Annotated in this window: 18 protein-coding genes; 5 read left to right on the top strand and 13 right to left on the bottom strand. The window is 68.8% G+C overall.

Features of this window, described 5'->3' with window-relative positions; genetic code table 11:
* Together NP4_RS35920 and NP4_RS35915 are read right to left on the bottom strand one after the other, a co-directional pair.
* Nucleotides 1–759, bottom strand: a 759-nt coding sequence (locus NP4_RS35920; protein WP_373863892.1) for a hypothetical protein, incomplete at its 3' end; no start/stop codon positions are given.
* Complete coding sequence (locus NP4_RS35915; RefSeq protein ID WP_068007656.1) at nt 756–1,541, bottom strand: bestrophin-like domain; 786 nt, start codon at nt 1,539–1,541, stop codon at nt 756–758. The genes NP4_RS35915 and NP4_RS35920, both read right to left, overlap by 4 nt.
* Before the next feature lie 493 nt (nt 1,542–2,034).
* Here NP4_RS35915 and NP4_RS35910 point away from each other — a divergent pair, with 493 nt between their 5' ends.
* Nucleotides 2,035–2,223: a hypothetical protein gene (locus NP4_RS35910; RefSeq protein ID WP_068007652.1), complete on the top strand. Its 189-nt coding sequence runs from the start codon at nt 2,035–2,037 to the stop codon at nt 2,221–2,223.
* Nucleotides 2,224–2,319: 96 nt separating this feature from the next.
* Entirely contained in the window at nt 2,320–2,772 is a 453-nt protein-coding gene (locus NP4_RS35905; protein WP_068007649.1) for a hypothetical protein, read from the top strand.
* Between the two features lie 22 nt (nt 2,773–2,794).
* Here NP4_RS35905 and NP4_RS35900 read toward each other — a convergent pair whose 3' ends face one another.
* From NP4_RS35900 to NP4_RS35855, 10 genes are all read right to left on the bottom strand, one after another.
* Entirely contained in the window at nt 2,795–3,166 is a 372-nt protein-coding gene (locus NP4_RS35900; RefSeq protein ID WP_068007646.1) for a hypothetical protein, read from the bottom strand.
* A gap of 10 nt (nt 3,167–3,176) precedes the next feature.
* Nucleotides 3,177–3,635 (bottom strand): roadblock/LC7 domain-containing protein, encoded by a 459-nt coding sequence (locus NP4_RS35895; protein ID WP_245997109.1) that lies wholly within the window; start codon nt 3,633–3,635, stop codon nt 3,177–3,179.
* Nucleotides 3,632–4,474 carry a hypothetical protein gene (locus tag NP4_RS35890; protein ID WP_068007641.1) on the bottom strand — a complete coding sequence of 281 codons (843 nt, stop codon included), beginning with the start codon at nt 4,472–4,474 and terminating at the stop codon, nt 3,632–3,634. Before NP4_RS35890 ends, NP4_RS35895 begins: the two co-directional genes overlap by 4 nt.
* A complete protein-coding gene (locus tag NP4_RS35885; RefSeq protein WP_245997106.1) occupies nt 4,464–4,835 on the bottom strand; it encodes a hypothetical protein in 372 nt (123 codons plus the stop codon). The genes NP4_RS35890 and NP4_RS35885 overlap by 11 nt, the downstream gene beginning before the upstream one ends.
* Nucleotides 4,836–5,172: 337 nt before the next feature.
* Nucleotides 5,173–6,411 carry a cytochrome P450 family protein gene (locus NP4_RS35880; RefSeq protein ID WP_068007637.1) on the bottom strand — a complete coding sequence of 413 codons (1,239 nt, stop codon included), beginning with the start codon at nt 6,409–6,411 and terminating at the stop codon, nt 5,173–5,175.
* A complete protein-coding gene (locus tag NP4_RS35875; RefSeq protein WP_068007634.1) occupies nt 6,408–7,673 on the bottom strand; it encodes a cytochrome P450 in 1,266 nt (421 codons plus the stop codon). Before NP4_RS35875 ends, NP4_RS35880 begins: the two co-directional genes overlap by 4 nt.
* Nucleotides 7,670–8,242, bottom strand: coding sequence for a GTP-binding protein (locus NP4_RS35870; RefSeq protein ID WP_255285624.1), 573 nt, complete (start codon nt 8,240–8,242; stop codon nt 7,670–7,672). The genes NP4_RS35875 and NP4_RS35870 overlap by 4 nt, the downstream gene beginning before the upstream one ends.
* A gap of 28 nt (nt 8,243–8,270) precedes the next feature.
* Nucleotides 8,271–8,642, bottom strand: a complete 372-nt coding sequence (locus NP4_RS35865) for a DUF742 domain-containing protein (RefSeq protein ID WP_068007625.1) — start codon at nt 8,640–8,642, stop codon at nt 8,271–8,273.
* A complete protein-coding gene (locus NP4_RS35860) occupies nt 8,639–9,046 on the bottom strand; it encodes a roadblock/LC7 domain-containing protein (RefSeq protein ID WP_062513868.1) in 408 nt (135 codons plus the stop codon). Before NP4_RS35860 ends, NP4_RS35865 begins: the two co-directional genes overlap by 4 nt.
* Nucleotides 9,046–10,428, bottom strand: coding sequence for a sensor histidine kinase (locus NP4_RS35855; protein ID WP_245997104.1), 1,383 nt, complete (start codon nt 10,426–10,428; stop codon nt 9,046–9,048). The genes NP4_RS35860 and NP4_RS35855 overlap by 1 nt, the downstream gene beginning before the upstream one ends.
* Before the next feature lie 300 nt (nt 10,429–10,728).
* Between NP4_RS35855 and NP4_RS35850 the strand changes: the two genes are divergently transcribed.
* Together NP4_RS35850 and NP4_RS35845 are read left to right on the top strand one after the other, a co-directional pair.
* Nucleotides 10,729–11,097 (top strand): hypothetical protein, encoded by a 369-nt coding sequence (locus tag NP4_RS35850; protein WP_068007687.1) that lies wholly within the window; start codon nt 10,729–10,731, stop codon nt 11,095–11,097.
* A gap of 505 nt (nt 11,098–11,602) precedes the next feature.
* On the top strand, nt 11,603–12,115 hold the full coding sequence (locus NP4_RS35845) for a DUF8176 domain-containing protein (RefSeq protein WP_245997101.1): 513 nt from the start codon (nt 11,603–11,605) through the stop codon (nt 12,113–12,115).
* Nucleotides 12,116–12,268: 153 nt separating this feature from the next.
* On the opposite strand, the gene NP4_RS35840 is transcribed toward NP4_RS35845, so the two are convergent.
* Nucleotides 12,269–12,826 (bottom strand): HAD family acid phosphatase, encoded by a 558-nt coding sequence (locus NP4_RS35840; protein ID WP_068007622.1) that lies wholly within the window; start codon nt 12,824–12,826, stop codon nt 12,269–12,271.
* A 162-nt stretch (nt 12,827–12,988) separates the two neighbouring features.
* Here NP4_RS35840 and NP4_RS35835 point away from each other — a divergent pair, with 162 nt between their 5' ends.
* Nucleotides 12,989–15,376, top strand: coding sequence for a beta-glucosidase family protein (locus tag NP4_RS35835; protein ID WP_068007618.1), 2,388 nt, complete (start codon nt 12,989–12,991; stop codon nt 15,374–15,376).
* Nucleotides 15,377–15,659 lie beyond the last annotated feature (283 nt).

Raw genomic sequence — 15,659 nt, 5'->3', positions numbered from 1 at the left:
CGGACCGGGCGGCGCGGGCGCGGCCGGGGCGACCGGGGCGCTGACCGGCGAGAAGATCGGACCGAGCGGCAGCGGCGGAATGACAAGGGGGAACTCGGGTATCGGCGGCGGGGTCGGCACGGACAGCAGACAGGTCAGCGCCGCGCTGCCCGCGGCCGCACTGCCCGCGCCGACACTGCCCATCACCGAACCCGGCCCGGCCCCCGCGACCACCGAACCGCCCAGGGCCGCGGGCAGCATACCGCCCGACCCGAGCATCACCGCCCCGCCGAGGGCCGAGAAGTACAGCGCCGGAATGAGAATCGCACTGCCCGCCGCCGAGCCCAGCAGCATCACCGATCCGGCGAGAATCGCGCTGCCGGTGCACGCGGCCGACCCGGTGACGCTGTCGACCGGCGTCGCGACCTCGGAACCGGCTGCGGCCGTATCCTTTTCGTCGGACGCCACCGTGACCTGGTCGACCGGTACGCGGTCCAGCGGCGTCTCCGACGGCTCGAGCGCCAGTGGATTCTCGATATCGGCACTGCCGGTGGGCGGTGCGAGCCCGACCGCGCTGCCGGTCGGGGCGGGCGCGGGTGGCTGGCCGGGATCGGCCTCGGGCGCGGATTCGGCCGGTGCGCCGACCGGACTCACCGGCCCCCAGCTCGACGGCGTCGGGCCGTTGTCGGCGGCGGCCGGACCCGCGCACAGGGCCAGGGGCACCAGGGCCAGCGCCGCGGCCAAAGTTCTTGTGGGCCCGGCCCGATGGCGCGCGGTCATTCGCCGAAGTAGTCGGGTGAGGTGCCGATGCGCTGGAAGTCGGCCTGCGCGTGTTCGAAGGCGTCCTTGGGCACTTCGATCGATCCGGTGTACGGGCGTTCGAGGTCGTGGATGGCCAGCAGGGCCACGCCGACGACCATACCGAGCAGCGCGGTCATGGCCAGGCTGCGTCGGGTCAGGTGGATGCCGTTGAGGACGGGATTCAACAGCACCATGCTCGCGCCGAAAAGCAGTGCGATGTACATGAATTGGGGAACGGTGCGCTCCATATCGATGGCTCGTTCCTGGCGCGCGGAGGCGGTCTTGTCGATACCCGACAGCGCTCGGGAGCGGGCCTCGGCGCCCGCGGGATCGGAGGTGCGGATACCCACGACCGTGCGGCGCAGGGCCTCGAAGGTCGCCGCGGTTTCGGAGCTCATCTCGTTCTGGGCCTCCATGAGCGGCCACTCCTTGGTGAGCACCTCGCCGGTGTAATCACGCACGAGCTGCTGAACGCGCTGGCGTTGCGGCTGAGGCAGCGTCTCGGCCGCCCGATAGGTTTCGATCAGGCCCTTGGCCTCGGAGATCGTGTGGTCGTGGGCGGCATTGTGTTGCTGCCAGCCCAGCACGAACACGAACGCGACCAGGGCGGTGAAGTAGGTCTTCACCAGGTCGAGGGCGAGCGTGCTGGCCACCTCGTCACCCTGATGCCGCCACGTCTTGGGCCGAAGCCGATCACCGATCACAAAGGCGGTCATCGCGACGATCGCGGCGATGATCGCGACGAGCAATACCTTAGCCATCTCGCAACACCCTCCCGGTCGGAGCAGGTGCACAGCTGGTGAATGAGCTCGAGCGAATGGTCTACTGAGGGAGAGTAGTCGCCCGGTGGTGCTGAAAAGATCACTTCGTTACCGAAGTGTGACGCCTGAAGTCGATACTGCTACTTTCTAGCAAATCTATCGGCCGAATGGGTGGAAGACGCGAGGAAAAATCCTCCGCGCCTTGTCGAGGGCGACGCCGGCGTACCGACCGACCGTTGTTCCGAAATATCAAGTGGGAGCGAGTATTACGGCGATACGTCGAGTTCGGCAGCGATGCTTCTCCAGGTCGCCGCCTGGTCTCGCTGCCCCGGGAGGGATGGGTTACCCGAGAGCGCCTTCGGCGATCCGCTGCTGAACCACCTCCTCGATCAGGGCTGGGTGGCCGCGATGACCGACTACGAGGGCCTGGGCGTCGAGGGCCGCCGCCATGCGTCCCTGTGGGTAAGTCAGGGCCCTGCTGAATCCGTATCCGGTGAATCCCGACGCCGATCAGGCGCGGTTCGAGGATCGGCCGTGGCGGATGAATCCGGATGCGGTCATCTCGGCCCCGATCCGCATCTCGCAGTCCGCCGAAGAGGACCTGCCGCGCGGTAGTCCGGATAATCCGCCGTTGTATGTCCGCTACCAGCGTGACCCGCTGACCGCTTGGCCGGCCGAATGATTCGCCGGATGAGTGCGAATGCCGGGGCGCGCGAACGTGTCCCGGCATACACTCGTGCCGGTGAGTCGGTATCGGTTCGCCGTCGCATCAGCGTGGATGACGACGGTAGTGCTGTCGGTCGGTTGCTCCCACACCGAGTCGAGCGGGGATGCGAGCAGCAGCTCACCCACCGCGCGACCCGATGACACCACGCCGGTGGCGGCGGTGTGGGCGGTGCCGCAACGCTTTCTGGGCGAGTGGTCGGGCACGGCCAGTGACGGGCGCGGTGGTTATCAGATCGTGCTGACGATCAATTCGGGTAAGAACGCCGAGGAGATGGGCGCCTCGGTGGTGACCGAGCGTGCCACGGGTGTGCGCTGTGAGCGCGTTGAAAGACTGCTCGGCGCAGGCGAATCCGATCTGACCCTCGCGGCCAGATCACTCGGCGGCGATGCCTGCGCGAATCTCGCCACCGTATCCACGGTCCGACTGCTCCCCGACGGCTCGCTGACCTACGCGGTCGCGGGCGGTTCGGGCGCGGCCATCACCGGAAATCTGCGCCATCGCTGAAAGGGCTGCGGGGCAACGATATTCAGACGTCGAGCTCCTCCTCGATCCCCTTGAGCCGGTGCCGGGCCAGCGCCAGGTTGGCGCGGCCGCGATCCAGGGCCAGATACAGGAACAGGCCCTTGGATTTTCGTCCCGTCATGGGTCTGATGATGTGGTACTGGCCGGACAGCGTGATGAGGATGTCCTCGATGCCCTCGTTGAGCCCGAGCTGATCGATCGTGCGCATCTTGGCCCGCACCACTTCGGTATTGCCCGCGGCGGCGACCTGCAGGTCCAGGGATTTGGAGCTGCCGAGCATGCCCAGGGCCATTCCGCTGTTGTAGTCGACGACGGCCGCGCCGACCGCGCCGTCGATGACCATCATGTCCTTGAGGGCCAGATCCATATTCGACATGGGTTTCCTTTCATTCGGGGGTGGATGTGTCGGTGGAGGTGTTGAGATGTTCGGCGATCGCGCGGGCGACCGGACGCGATTCCAGGTGTAGGCGACCGACATTGACGTCGGGCCCGGCCAGGACGGTCAGCGCGGACCAGCCCGCGGCGTAGACCACCACATGGCCCTCGGTGCCCTGCACGACGACCTCATGGAAGCCGCCGCCGTGCGCGGTGGTGGCCAGCCGATACGACAGCGACAGCTCCGAGGCGGCCAGGGCGGCCATTCCGTTCGGTTCGATATGCGCGGGCAGATCGTGGGCGATGAGCAGGCCGTCGCTCGAGGCCACCAGCGAGCCGGTGAGCTGGGGTACGCGCTCGCGCAGGGCCTTCAGCTCGGCCAGTACCGCGGCATTCGGTTCGGGGCCGGTCATCGCCACCTTGGTCAACCTTCCCATCAGTTCGCCGATCCGCTTCCTGCGCACGGTCACCCGAGCTTCTCCAGCCCCTTGCGCACCCGGGTCAGCAGGTCACGATCGATCGGCCCCCAGCTCTCGGGTATGGGGCTCCCCTGAGGTCTGGTGGGGATCGGCGCGGTCGAATTCGCCGGGGCGGGTGCGACATACGGCGTCGCGGCCGCGGGTGGAAGCGGTGGAAGCGAACGACCGGAGACTCGGCGCGGCAGCGGGGCGGCCGGGGCGCATTCGGGTTCGGGCGGCCGCACCAGGCCCGCGTCGGTGAGTTCGCGCACCGACACCAGACAGCCGTAGGTGGTGCGGCCCAGATCCTTCGCAATGGCCGCGACGCTGCGGCGGCCGTCGGCGGCGGCGAGCACCTCGGTCTGGCCGCCGGTGAGCGCGATGCGGCCGTGCCGGACGCGCCGGATGGGGACCACGGGCGCGCGATCGACCAGTAGGGCGGGCCACGGTCCGGCCTCCGGATCGCCGCGGCGCGCGCATTCGTCGACCAGGGTGCGCGGCGGTACATGGCAGACCCGGGCGAGCCAATGCGGTGGCGCGGGGCGGAATTCGGGCTCCGCGGGGGAGGCGAACAGGAAGTAGGCGGCGTCGAAGACCGACAGCAGGGCGAGTGTTTCGAGCCGGGGGCGTTCCAGGAGATAGCCGGGATCGCCCGCCCTCGCGCGGCGCCAGTCCTCGGGCGTGGCCACTCCCGCCTCGACCACCAGGCGGTCCAGGCCGGTCGTGCGGCGGCAATCCGCGCAGGCGATCGCACCCTCGGTGATATGGAACGCCCCGTCGCCCGCGCTCAATACGCCGGTGCTGCGCTGTATTTCCAGTCGGCGCAGTTCGATTGCGAGATCAACGGCCATGACCGTCCTCGGCAAATTCGTCGAGAATTCCCTGCAATCGGTAGCGGGCCATGGCCAGATTGCCGGTGTCGCCGTCGAACAGCACATGGACGAACAGCCGCCCGTCGAAATCGCCGGCCACCAGGCGCAATAGATGAAAGCCGTAGGCGCCGCCGATGATGATCTCGGTGACATCGTCGCCGGGCCGGCCGGTCGACAGTGCGGGACACGCCAATACGGCCCGGACCACGTCCGTTGTCGTCGCCGCGTCCTCGTGCTGATCGACAATCGCGTGCCGCCCGGCCGCCGCGACCGACAATCCGCTCGCACCGTCCACCAGCGTCACACTGCGTGCGCCCGGAATGTCCATAATGCGCGTCATGCAGCCGTCAATACTGATCACTTCGCCGTTCCCCGTGAGTGTTTCAGGATTCCAGACGCTACACAATATTGATGGTTGATGTCCGGCAAATTATGGAGAATACCTTCGGGTATTCAATACTCGTTGGAATTCAATGCCTTTGGGTATGAAATACCCCCGGGTATTGATCCGAGCCTTCGGCCCGGACAAGGGAGGCGAGCCCAGACGCGGAGGGGGCTCAGACAAGGTGGGGCTCAGACAAGGTGGGGCCCAGACAAGGTGGGGCCCGGACAAGGTAGGGGCCCGGACCCAGGGAGAGGGTCCGGGCAAGCGAGGCCCCGGGCCGGAGGAGCCCGGGTCAGGGTGTGGTGAGTCGGATTGGGAAGGCTGCCAGGTCGTTCTGGGTGAGGACCGGGAGGTTGCCGATCTGGTCGGCGGGGACGGCGAGGTCGAGGGTGGGGAAGCGGTCGAACAGGGCCGGGAGGGCTATGGCGGCCTCGAGGCGGGACAGGGCCGCGCCGGGACAGATGTGGGGGCCGTAGCCGAAGGACATGTGGCGGTTGGCGGTTGGGCGGGTGAGGTCGTAGTCGTCGGCGTCGGGGCCGTGCAGGGTGGTGTCGCGGCCGATGGTGCGGTAGGACATGACCACGCCCTCGCCCTTCTCGATGATGGTGTCGCCGATGGCGATGTCCTCGGTGGCGAAGCGCATGAGCAGATGGATGACGGGCCCGTCCCAGCGCAGGGCCTCCTCGATGGCCTGCTTCCAGTCGTAGTCGCCGCTGCGGACCCGGGCGAACTGGTCGGGGTGGGTGAGCAGGGCGCGCGCGGTGGTGAGGATGAGCGAGACGGTGGTCTCGTGGCCCGCGGCGACGAGCGCCTTGAGATTGCCGACGACCTCCTCCTCGGTGAGCCGGTCGCCGCCGTCGTCGGCGAGGATGAATGCCGAGGTGAGGTCGTCGCCGGGCTGGGCGGTCTTCTTACGGACCATGTCGGTGAAGTAGTCGTCGAGCTCCTCGATGACGGCCAGGCGTCGGTCCTGCGGCGTGAGCAGGGAGAAGAAGGCCTTGTAGGAGTCGAGCAGCCAATCGTGGTCGGCGCGTGGAACACCCATGAGTTCGCTGATCACCCGCATCGGAAGCGGATAGGCGAAGACGGATTTCAGATCCACCACCGCGCCGTCGCGTCCGGCGGCGGCGAGATCGTCGAGCAGTTCGGCGGTGAGGCGCTCGATCACCGGGCGCAGCGCGTCGAGGCGGCGCGGGGAGAGGGCCTGTGTGGTCTTGATACGTAGTCGGCGGTGTTCGGCGCCGTCGACGGTGAACATGGAACGGCCCGCGTCGATCATGCCGATCAGCGGCCACTGCCGGGTCACCTCGCCGGACTGCCACAGCCCCCAGTGCTCGATGTCCTTCACCAGGCGCGGATCGACCAGCAGTTGCCGAGCCAGGGCGTGGGTGGTCACGGTCCACGCCCTCGCGCCGAGCAGATCGATACGCGCCAGCGGTCCCATCTCCCGCAGCTTCGCCGTCTCGCCGGACAGATCACCGATCATGGGGTCGATGACGAGAGTCTCGGCATGCGGACAGGATGTACTCATGGGGCACCTCCGACGGCGCGAACTGGGGTGAAACATACTGGGAGGGAGGTCATTCCGCGCAGGAACGCCGAGGGCCGTCGAACCAGGTTCTGCGCGGGCACGGCCAGATCGATATCGGGCAGCCGATCCAGCAGCACCTCGATACCGGTGCGCGCGACGATCTCGGCGATCTGCTGGGCGGGGAACGGGCACCGGTATTCGCCGTAGCTGAAGGCGAAATGGGCGCTGTTGCCGCTGTGGGCGGGCTCCACGCCGTCGGCGAAGTGCTGGCGCACATGGGGATCGGCGTTGGCGGCGGCCAGGCCCAGCAGCACCAGATCGCCCGCGCGCACGATGCGCTCACCCAGGCGGGTGTCGCGGGCGGCCCAGCGTCCGGCGAGGATCTGGGTGGGGGTGTCCTCCCACAGCACCTCGTTCATCGCCTGGCCGATGCTGTGGCGGCCGCCGCCCAGCGCGGCGGCGAAGCGATCGTCGGTCAGCATGAGCCGCACCGAGTTTCCGATCCAGTCCGCGGTCGGCAGGTGTCCGGCGGCGGTGATCGCCATCAGGTCCAGCACGTATTCCTGATCGGTGAACGGCATCGGGCAGGCCAGCATGCGCGAGACCAGATCCTCGCCGGGATGGGCCTTCTTGGCGGCCAGCAGGCGCTGCATATGTTCGGCGAAGCGCAGATGCGCGGCCTGCGCGTCGGGGCCGCCGTCAGTGAAGGTCTTCATGGTCCAGGCCAGATCCGGACCGTCCTCGTCCGGGAATCCGAGTATGCGCGCCAGCGCGAGCACCGGCAGCGGTTCGGCGAAGTCGGTGACCAGTTCGGCCTGGCCGCGACCGCAGAAGCCGTCGATTAGCCGATCGGCCAATTCCTCACAGGCGCTGCGCAATTCGAACGGGTCGACCTGCTCGAGCGCGGGTTCGACCATCGAGACGTGGCGGCGGTGTTCGGCGCCCGCGGTGAAGTAGATCGAGGGCATGGGCTGGCCGACCATGGGCAGCAGCGGCCAGTCCGGCGGGATGTTGGGCCACTGGTTCCACAGGCTCACATCACGCGGGAACAGTTCGGGATCGCTGGTGACCTGATGCAGTTCGCGATAGCCGATGACCAGCCACGCCGGGACGCCGCCGGGTAGTTCGACCGCCACCACCGGACCGTGTTCGCGGCGCATCTCGCGATAGAGCTGCTGCGGATCGGTGTGAAAACGCGGGCCGCTCAACGGGATCGCGGTCGGCTGTCCGGATCGACCGGGGGCGGCGTACGGCATGGTCATGTCGCGATCTCCGGGGTCGGCGGGGCGAAACTGTAGAGATGTTCGACGAGCGTGATCAGCACCTGCTTGCAGGAGCCGCGCGAGCGAGCGTCGCAATCCAGCAGGGGCACATGGGGATCCAGGTCCAGCGCGTCGCGGACCAGGTGGGGGTTCTGCGGCTGTTCGCCGAAGACGTTGCAGGCCACCACGAACGGGGTGCGCTGATGTTCGAGGCGGTCGATGGCGTACCAGCAGTCGGCGATGCGGCGCGGATCGACCAGTACGATCGCGCCGAGGGCCCCGGTGAACAGCCGATCCCACAGGAACCAGAAGCGTTCCTGGCCGGGCGCGCCGAACAGGTACAGCACATGCTCGGCGTCGATGCTGATGCGGCCGAAGTCGAAGGCGACGGTGGTGGTGGACTTGTCGGGCGCGCCGGTCGGATCGTCAACGCCCACACCGGCATCGGTCATGGTGGCCTCGGTGTCGAGCGGGCGGATCTCGCTGACCGATCGGACCATCGTCGTCTTGCCGACGCCGAAGCCGCCGACGATGACGATCTTGAAGCCGTTGCGGGTGGAGCTGTGCAGCGGCGCGTCGGCCCGCGCCGGTCGCGGATCAAAGCTTGCGGAGACCAACGAGTACCTTCTCGAGGGTTGCGGTGTCTGGCATGGAATTCCACGGCGCCCCGGGCGTATTCGAGGACAGCTGCGGATGGCGCACGGTGATCTTGCCTGTGTGCAGCAGATCCGAGAGCAGCACCATCGCGATGCCCACGGGGACGCGCAGTTCGGCGGCGATCTCGACCACCGCGGTCGGGGCTCGGCAGATCGACAGGATCGCCCGGTGCTCGGACTGCATGCCCGGCGTCGGTTCGAATTCGCTGACCACGAGGGTGACCAGATCGAAGGCGTCGCTGTCGGGCCTGCTGCGGCCCCCGGTCAGCGTGTAGAGCCGATCGGGGTCGTCGTCGCGACCGGGTCGTGTCACGAAAAGCTCGATCTCGGTGCGGCCGAGAGATGTTCACCGAGTTGTTCGACCAGTTCGCGCATATTGTGGCCGACCAGTCCGGCATCGGCGTCCTCGGCGGCCACGACCGCGATATGCGCGCCGAGTCCGGCCTCCACGATGAACAGGATGCCGCCGTAGAACTCGGTCATGGATTGGCGCACGCCGTAGCGGCCGTCGCCGAATTCGACGGAGGCGCCGTGCGAGAGGCTCTGGATGCCCGCGGCGATGGCGGCCAGTTGATCGGCCTTGTCCACGGACAGTTCGGGAGTGTGGCAGATCTTGAGGCCATCACTGGACAGCAGCAGGGCGTGGCGGGCGCGCGGGGTGCGCGAGAGCAGTTGTTCCAGCAGCCAACCCAGCTGCGACGTCGCGGGCAGTGTCATCAATCCTTCTCCACGGCAACGGACTCGGACGGTGCGCCGCGTCCGGACACCGCGCGCTGGAATGCGGCGAGGGCGGACGGCTGCGCGGGGGCGGGGGCGGGCGGCGCGCTCGGCGGCGGCGCGGACAGCCCCTCGGGATGGACCGCGGCGAGGGTGCTGCCACGGCGGCGCTTGGGCAGGGTGATCTCGGTCGGGGCGGTCGCCGCCGGGGTGGGCGGCGGTTCGATCGGATGCGGGGTGGGCGGCGGCGCGGGCAGGGTGAGGGTGGCCACCGATCCGGGGGAGCGGTCCAGTCGGACGATCAGCTCGCGCGGTACGACCACCACGACCGCGGTGCCGCCGATCGCGGAGGGCCGATATGACACCGTCAGACCGTGTTTGCGGGCCAGATGCCCGACTACGGCCAGGCCCAGGCGGGTGCCGGTGAGTGAGGACAGATCCAGGGCGGTGCCGCCGCGCGGCGTGCCGGTGGCGACGCCCGCGACGGTCTGTTCGGCGCGGCGCAGCGCCGATTCGCTCATCACCAGGCCGCTGTCCTCGATGGTCACCACCACGCCCGCGGGCACCTCGGCGGCGTAGACGTGGACCTCGGTGGTGGGCGGGGAGAAGTTGCAGGCGTTGTCGAGCAGTTCGGCCAGGGCATGCATGACGCCCTCGGCCGCGTGTCCGGCGATGGCGATCTCGGCGACCGCGCGCAGGCGCACCCGCTGATAGCCCGCGACTCGGCCCATCGCGCCGCGCAGGATCGATTCCATCGCAATGGGTTTGGCCCAGCGGCGGCCGGAGCGGGCGCCGGACAGGACCGCGATGCTGTCGGCCAGGCGACCGGCCTGGGCGGTGCGGTGGTCGAGTTGCAGCAGGTCGGCCAGGACCGTGGGGTCGGCGTGGCGGTGTTCCATCTCGCGCAGTTCGGCGAGCATGCTCGTGGTCATCGCCTGCATGCGGCCCGCGGCATTGGCGAAGGCGGCCATGGCCGAGGCGCGGCGGCCGTCGCTGGAGCGGGTTTCGCGGGCCTGGGCGGCGGCGGTGTCGCGAGCGGCGGTCAGGGCCGCGGCGGCCTCGGCGGCGCGGGCGGCGGCGAGCTGATCGACCCGGTCCAGCGCGATGCGGGCTTCGCGGGCGATCGCGTGGTAGTGGACGGCGGCGGTGATCGCCAGGCACAGCAGCAGCGCGGACACGCCGCCCGCAATGGCGACGGTCAGGCGTGTCGACTCCGGAGCGAACCAGACCGCGGCGGCCACGGCGGCGGCGGTGAGCGCGGCGCAGACCACGAATGTCAGTGCCGGGGTTCGGAATCGGCTCGCCGATCCGGTGCGTCCGAACGTGGCCGGGGACGGCGGCGCGACCGCGGCATCCTCCGGCCGAGCCTGGGGCTGGTTCACCGTTCGAGACACCTTTCGCACGCTCGCGTTCATGCCCGCCCGTCGACCCGCGGTTCCCCCGAATCTTTCCCCGCGTATACGAGTCGGATGAAATACGTAGACCGCCAGGCGATTTCGAATTTCGGGCAAGAGCATAGCGGTCCGGGCCGGTGACCGCCACTCGGGGGGTTGTCACTAAAGCGTAAGTGAGGTAGCGGGATTCGGGATTACGCGATGATGACATGTCGTCGGACGGGAGCCGTCTGCGCGGCTACGCCGGTGGTGGTGTTTGCCGGGGAGATGCGGGGGAACGACGCGAATATGAATGGACAGGATGAACGCGACGAGGACATGTTGAGCGTGGAGGAGAGCCTGGACTCCGACGAGGTCCGTAACCGCGACGGGGACGCCGTGGTGACCCCGCCGGAGGACTGGACCGCCGCGGATCGGTTCGGGACGACGGCTCGGGAACAGCGCGAGGGCGAGCCGCTGGGTCAGCGGCTGGCGCAGGAGCGGCCGGATGTCGGTGCGGACGAGCTCAGACCGGGGGACGCGAGGTCGCAGATCGAGGGCGTCGATTCCGTGCGGTCCGACACGCGCGGGCGGGATGCGTCGCCGACGCACCGGCACGCCGGTCAGGTCGACGGCACGCCGGAGGATGGTGATTCCTTCTACTCGGTAGACGAATGACACTCGACGAACGTTCGCTCGATATCCCTTGCGCCTCTGGCGACGCAAAACCTACCGAAGGTTACGAAATTTCCGGGGAATTCGGTGACCGAGAGCGGATCGTAATCCGAAATCATGCCCTCGACTTGGGCATTCGCCCGGCGTGCGGGCCTTCGATATGCAATGTTGTTATCGCCCAACCTGATACCGAATCGGCGAGCCGAGGCGGGACGGTTCCCGGCGGAGCGCATGCCGGGAGACGAAAAAATCGGCATGCCGGGAGACGAGAATTCCGGCGGGCCGGGAGATGAGGATTCCGGCGGCCGGGAGGCGATGAATCCCGGTGTGCCGGGATGACGCGGAAAGGGGGTGCGGCGAGGCCATGTCGGAGATCGAATTCAGTAGGCCGCGTCGTGCTGGCAGGCTGCGGGCCGCCTCGGCGGTGCAACCCGTGTGGCCCGGAATGATTCCCCCGCCACAACCACGACGCCGCCACGCCCTACCGCGTCGCCGCCACAGTCGCGGGATGATGATCGGTTCGTTCGCCATGATCGGCACCGCGGCCATCGCGGGCGGTTTCGTCCTGGCCCGCATCGAGACCGGCGTCCAACCCTCCCTGGCCGAGCCCCTGGCCAGCACCACCGACCTGGGCCTGGGCGGCGGCCCCGGCTGCGCCCCCCTGCGCAGTGAAAACCTGGTGCGCGGCAACGGCGTTGGTTCCACCGCCACCGCGCCCGACGCCATCCTCGCCTTCCAGCACGCTTACTACACGGCCCGCTCCGGCGCGCTGGCCCGCACGGTCACCACCCCCGACGCCTGGGTCTCACCCCCACAGGTGATAGACCTCGGCATAGCCACCATCCCCGCGGGGACCCACCACTGTGTCCAGATCACTCCGCTCCCCGACGGCCGCTACGACGTGGCGATCACAGAGTCCCGCCCGGACAATTCCACGCGCACATACCACCAGCTGGTAACCACGATCACCTCCAACGGCCAAACCCTCATAACCCGAATAGACGCCCCACCCCACCCCTGACCCCGCTGCTCGCTGCGCTCGCGGCGGGGATATGAAAATGGCCTCACCACGGGATGTTCGAGTGCGCCCTCCTCGGGCGCGGCGACGAGTCGCGCTCGATGACCGACGTTGCCCGCCCCGTGGCTCGAGGAGTGGGGCGGGCGAGGGGGTGGGTCAGGACAGTTGGCCGTCGTAATCGGGGAGCTTGAAGGGCTTTTCGTAGTTCGCGCCCTCGAAGTCGGTGGGGCGGTTGCCGATATTGGCGGTGATCGTGTAGCCCTGGGCGGTGTATTGCTTGCGGCAGCGCTGTTTGGTCGCGGCCTTGCCGGAGTCGGACAGGGAGCGCACGCATATGCCGTCCACGGGGTAGCCGGCGTTCGATACTGCGGCGCGGGCGGATTCGGCTTCGGGGCGGTAGGAGGCGAACAGGACGCTGTAGCCGTTGGCCTTGGCGTGGCGGGCGGCGTCGAGGACGGCGGGGGTGGCCTTACCGGGGTCGTAGTGGGATTGCAAGGCGGTGTTGTCGATATCGAGGACGATGGCGAGTTTCGTGCCGCCCTGGGACTTTCGGTCGTCGAGATAGGGCTTGGCGTCGCGCATGACCTGGTCGACATCGGCGAGCCACTGCTGTTTGGTGGGCAGCGGGTCGGCGGCCAGCGCATTGTGTGCGGGGGCGACGAGCGCGGCCAGAGCGATCACTGCGACAAGGGTGGAGCGCGTGGTCGTATTCATCGGCCGAACGTTGCGCGGTTCCGGAGAACGGATATCGAATCGGCGCGGAACGCCGGATGAGCACCGCGTGACACCGAGCGCACACTGGCCTACCGAGCGATCGGTCGGTACCGTCGACAGTGATCTACCGAGTGGTTGGTCGGCGAGCGAAATGGAGATCGCGTGGAGGAACGTATCGAACAGCTGCTGGCGACGCTGGATCTACCGGCCAAGCTGCGGCTGATCTCGGGCTCGGGCATGTTCCGCATGGCCGGGGACCCGTCGATCGGACTGGCCGAAATGCCCGTCTCGGACGGCCCGACGGGCGTGCGCGGCGAGAATTGGGACGAACGCGATCCCTCGGTGAGCCTGCCCTCGGGCACCGCCCTCGCCGCCACCTGGGACCGCGAACTACTCGATGAGATCGGCGGATTGATCGCGGCCGAGGCACGCCGCAAGAACGTCTACGCCGTCCTGGGCCCGACTGTCAACCTGCACCGATCCCCGCTGGGCGGCAGGCATTTCGAATGCTTCTCCGAGGATCCGGTCCTGACCGGTGAGATGGCCGTCGCCTATGTGCGCGGCGTCCAGCGGCACGGCGTGAGCGCCTGCCCGAAACACTACGTGGCCAACGATTCCGAAACCGACCGCTTCACCGTCGACGTCCGCGTCGACGACCGCGCCCTGCGCGAGCTCTACCTGCACCCGTTCGAACGCAGCGTCGAGGCGGGCGCCTGGATGATCATGGCCGCCTACAACTCCGTCGCCGGCGTCACCATGACCGAGAACCCGCTGCTGGCCGAACCGCTCAAGGGTAGTTGGGGTTTCGACGGCGTGGTCGTCTCCGACTGGACCGCGGTGCGCACCACCGAGGGCGCGGCCCAGGGCACCGATCTGTGCATGCCCGGCCCGCCCGCGCTGTGGGGCGACCCCCTCGACCAGGCCGTGCGCGCCGGAACCGTCCCCGAATCCGCGATCGATGACAAGGTCCGCCGCATCCTGCGCTTCGCCCAGCGCGTCGGCGCGCTGGACCGAACCCCGCGTCCCACACCGGATTTCACCGACGAACAGGCCCGCGGCCTGGTCCGCCGCGCCGCCGCGGAGGCGATGGTCTTGGTCCGCAACGACGGCGTCCTGCCGCTGCGTCCCGGCGCCACCATCGCACTGCTGGGCCCGGGCGCGACCGAACCCCGCCTGATGGGCGGCGGCAGCGCGACAGTCATCCCGGCCCATGTCGTCACCCCGCTCGACGGTCTGAAAGCCGTTGCGCCGGTGACGCATACACCCGGCGTCCGAGTCGCCGACGGCCTCGTTCCTGCCCCGCTGGACCTGCTCACCGACCCCGAAACCGCGACACCGGGGGTGAGCCTGCGCTACTTCGACGGCGATACCGTCATCGACACCCAGCATCGCCTGGCGGGCAATCTGGTCCTGTTCGGCGACGCCTCCGCCGCCCGCGCCTCGACCATCGAACTGCGTGCCCGGCTGCGCGCCGACGCCGACGGCCTGTGGCGGATCGGCACGGCCGCGGTCGGTCACGTCCGCCTCGAACTCGACGGCGAGACCGTCCTCGACGACACCGTGGCCCCCGAGGGTTCGGATCCGCTGGCGGCGCTGATGGATCCGCCGCAGCGCGCGGTGGAACGCGCCCTGAGCACCGGCCAGGTGGTGGACGTCCGGATCACTCTCGGCACCCCCGATCCGATTCCCGGCCTGGGCGTGCTGCTCGGTCTCACCCTCGGCATCCAGCGCCCGTCGCGCACCGAGGACGAGGAATTCGCCGCCGCGGTCGAGGCCGCCCGCGCGGCCGAGGTCGCGGTGGTGGTGGTCGGTACCACCGAACTGATCGAGAGCGAGGGCGTCGACCGCGACACCCTGCGCCTGCCCGGCCGCCAGGACGAACTCGTCGCCGCGGTGGCCGCGGTCAATCCGCGCACGATCGTGGTGGTGAATTCCGGTGCGCCGGTGGAGATGCCGTGGCGCGAGGACGTGGCCGCGGTGCTGCTGGCGTGGTTCCCGGGCCAGGAATTCGGCGCCGCGCTGGCCGACGTGCTGACCGGCGTCCGCGAACCCGGCGGGCGTCTGCCCACGACCTGGCCCGAGACCATGGCCGAGGTGCCGGTGCTGAATACGACCCCCTACGACGGCACGCTGCGTTACGAGGAGGGCCTGCACATCGGTTACCGCGCCTGGCTGCGCGCGGAGGTGGAACCCGCGTACCCGTTCGGTCACGGCCTGGGCTACACCACCTGGGAATTGAGCGATCTCGAGGCAGGCGGCGACGCTGTCGCGGTGACCGTCACCAATATCGGCGACCGCCCCGGCAAGCAGGTCGTCCAGATATATCTGTCGCGCCCGGACAGCGCGATCGATCGCCCGATTCGCTGGCTCGCCGCCTTCGAAACCCTCACACTGGAATCGGGCGCCTCCCGGCGCATCGAGATCGCGCTACCCCGGCGAGCATTCGAACATTGGACCGCGCGGGGGTGGACGACCGAGGCCGGAGCCTTCACAGTGCACGTCGGAACCTCGGTCGCCGACCTGCCACTGTCGGCAGAGGTCGCCCGTTAGCATGCCCGTCCGGCGCCATTACTGAGAATGCGCTGACAATCGTTTGCGAACTCCCCAAGAGTCTGGCCGAGTCGATTGTGAGACCCCCTGCGCGGCTGTACGTTTCGGCTAGGTAGTCTGCACCCGAGACGTGGGGGAAGGTCCAGGCCGCACCAGACGCGTTGCCGGCGCACCAGGGCCGTGCCGGCAGCGTCCCGTAAGGGTGAACGCCCGGTCGGATCGCGATGAGCGATCCGGCCGGGCGTTCGAACATTTCCGTCCTGTCTCATCGTATTTGCCCTCG

The organism is Nocardia pseudobrasiliensis NBRC 108224 (assembly GCF_001613105.1).
Taxonomy (GTDB): Bacteria; Actinomycetota; Actinomycetes; order Mycobacteriales; family Mycobacteriaceae; genus Nocardia; species Nocardia pseudobrasiliensis.
This window is presented reverse-complemented; position numbering and strand designations above follow the sequence as displayed.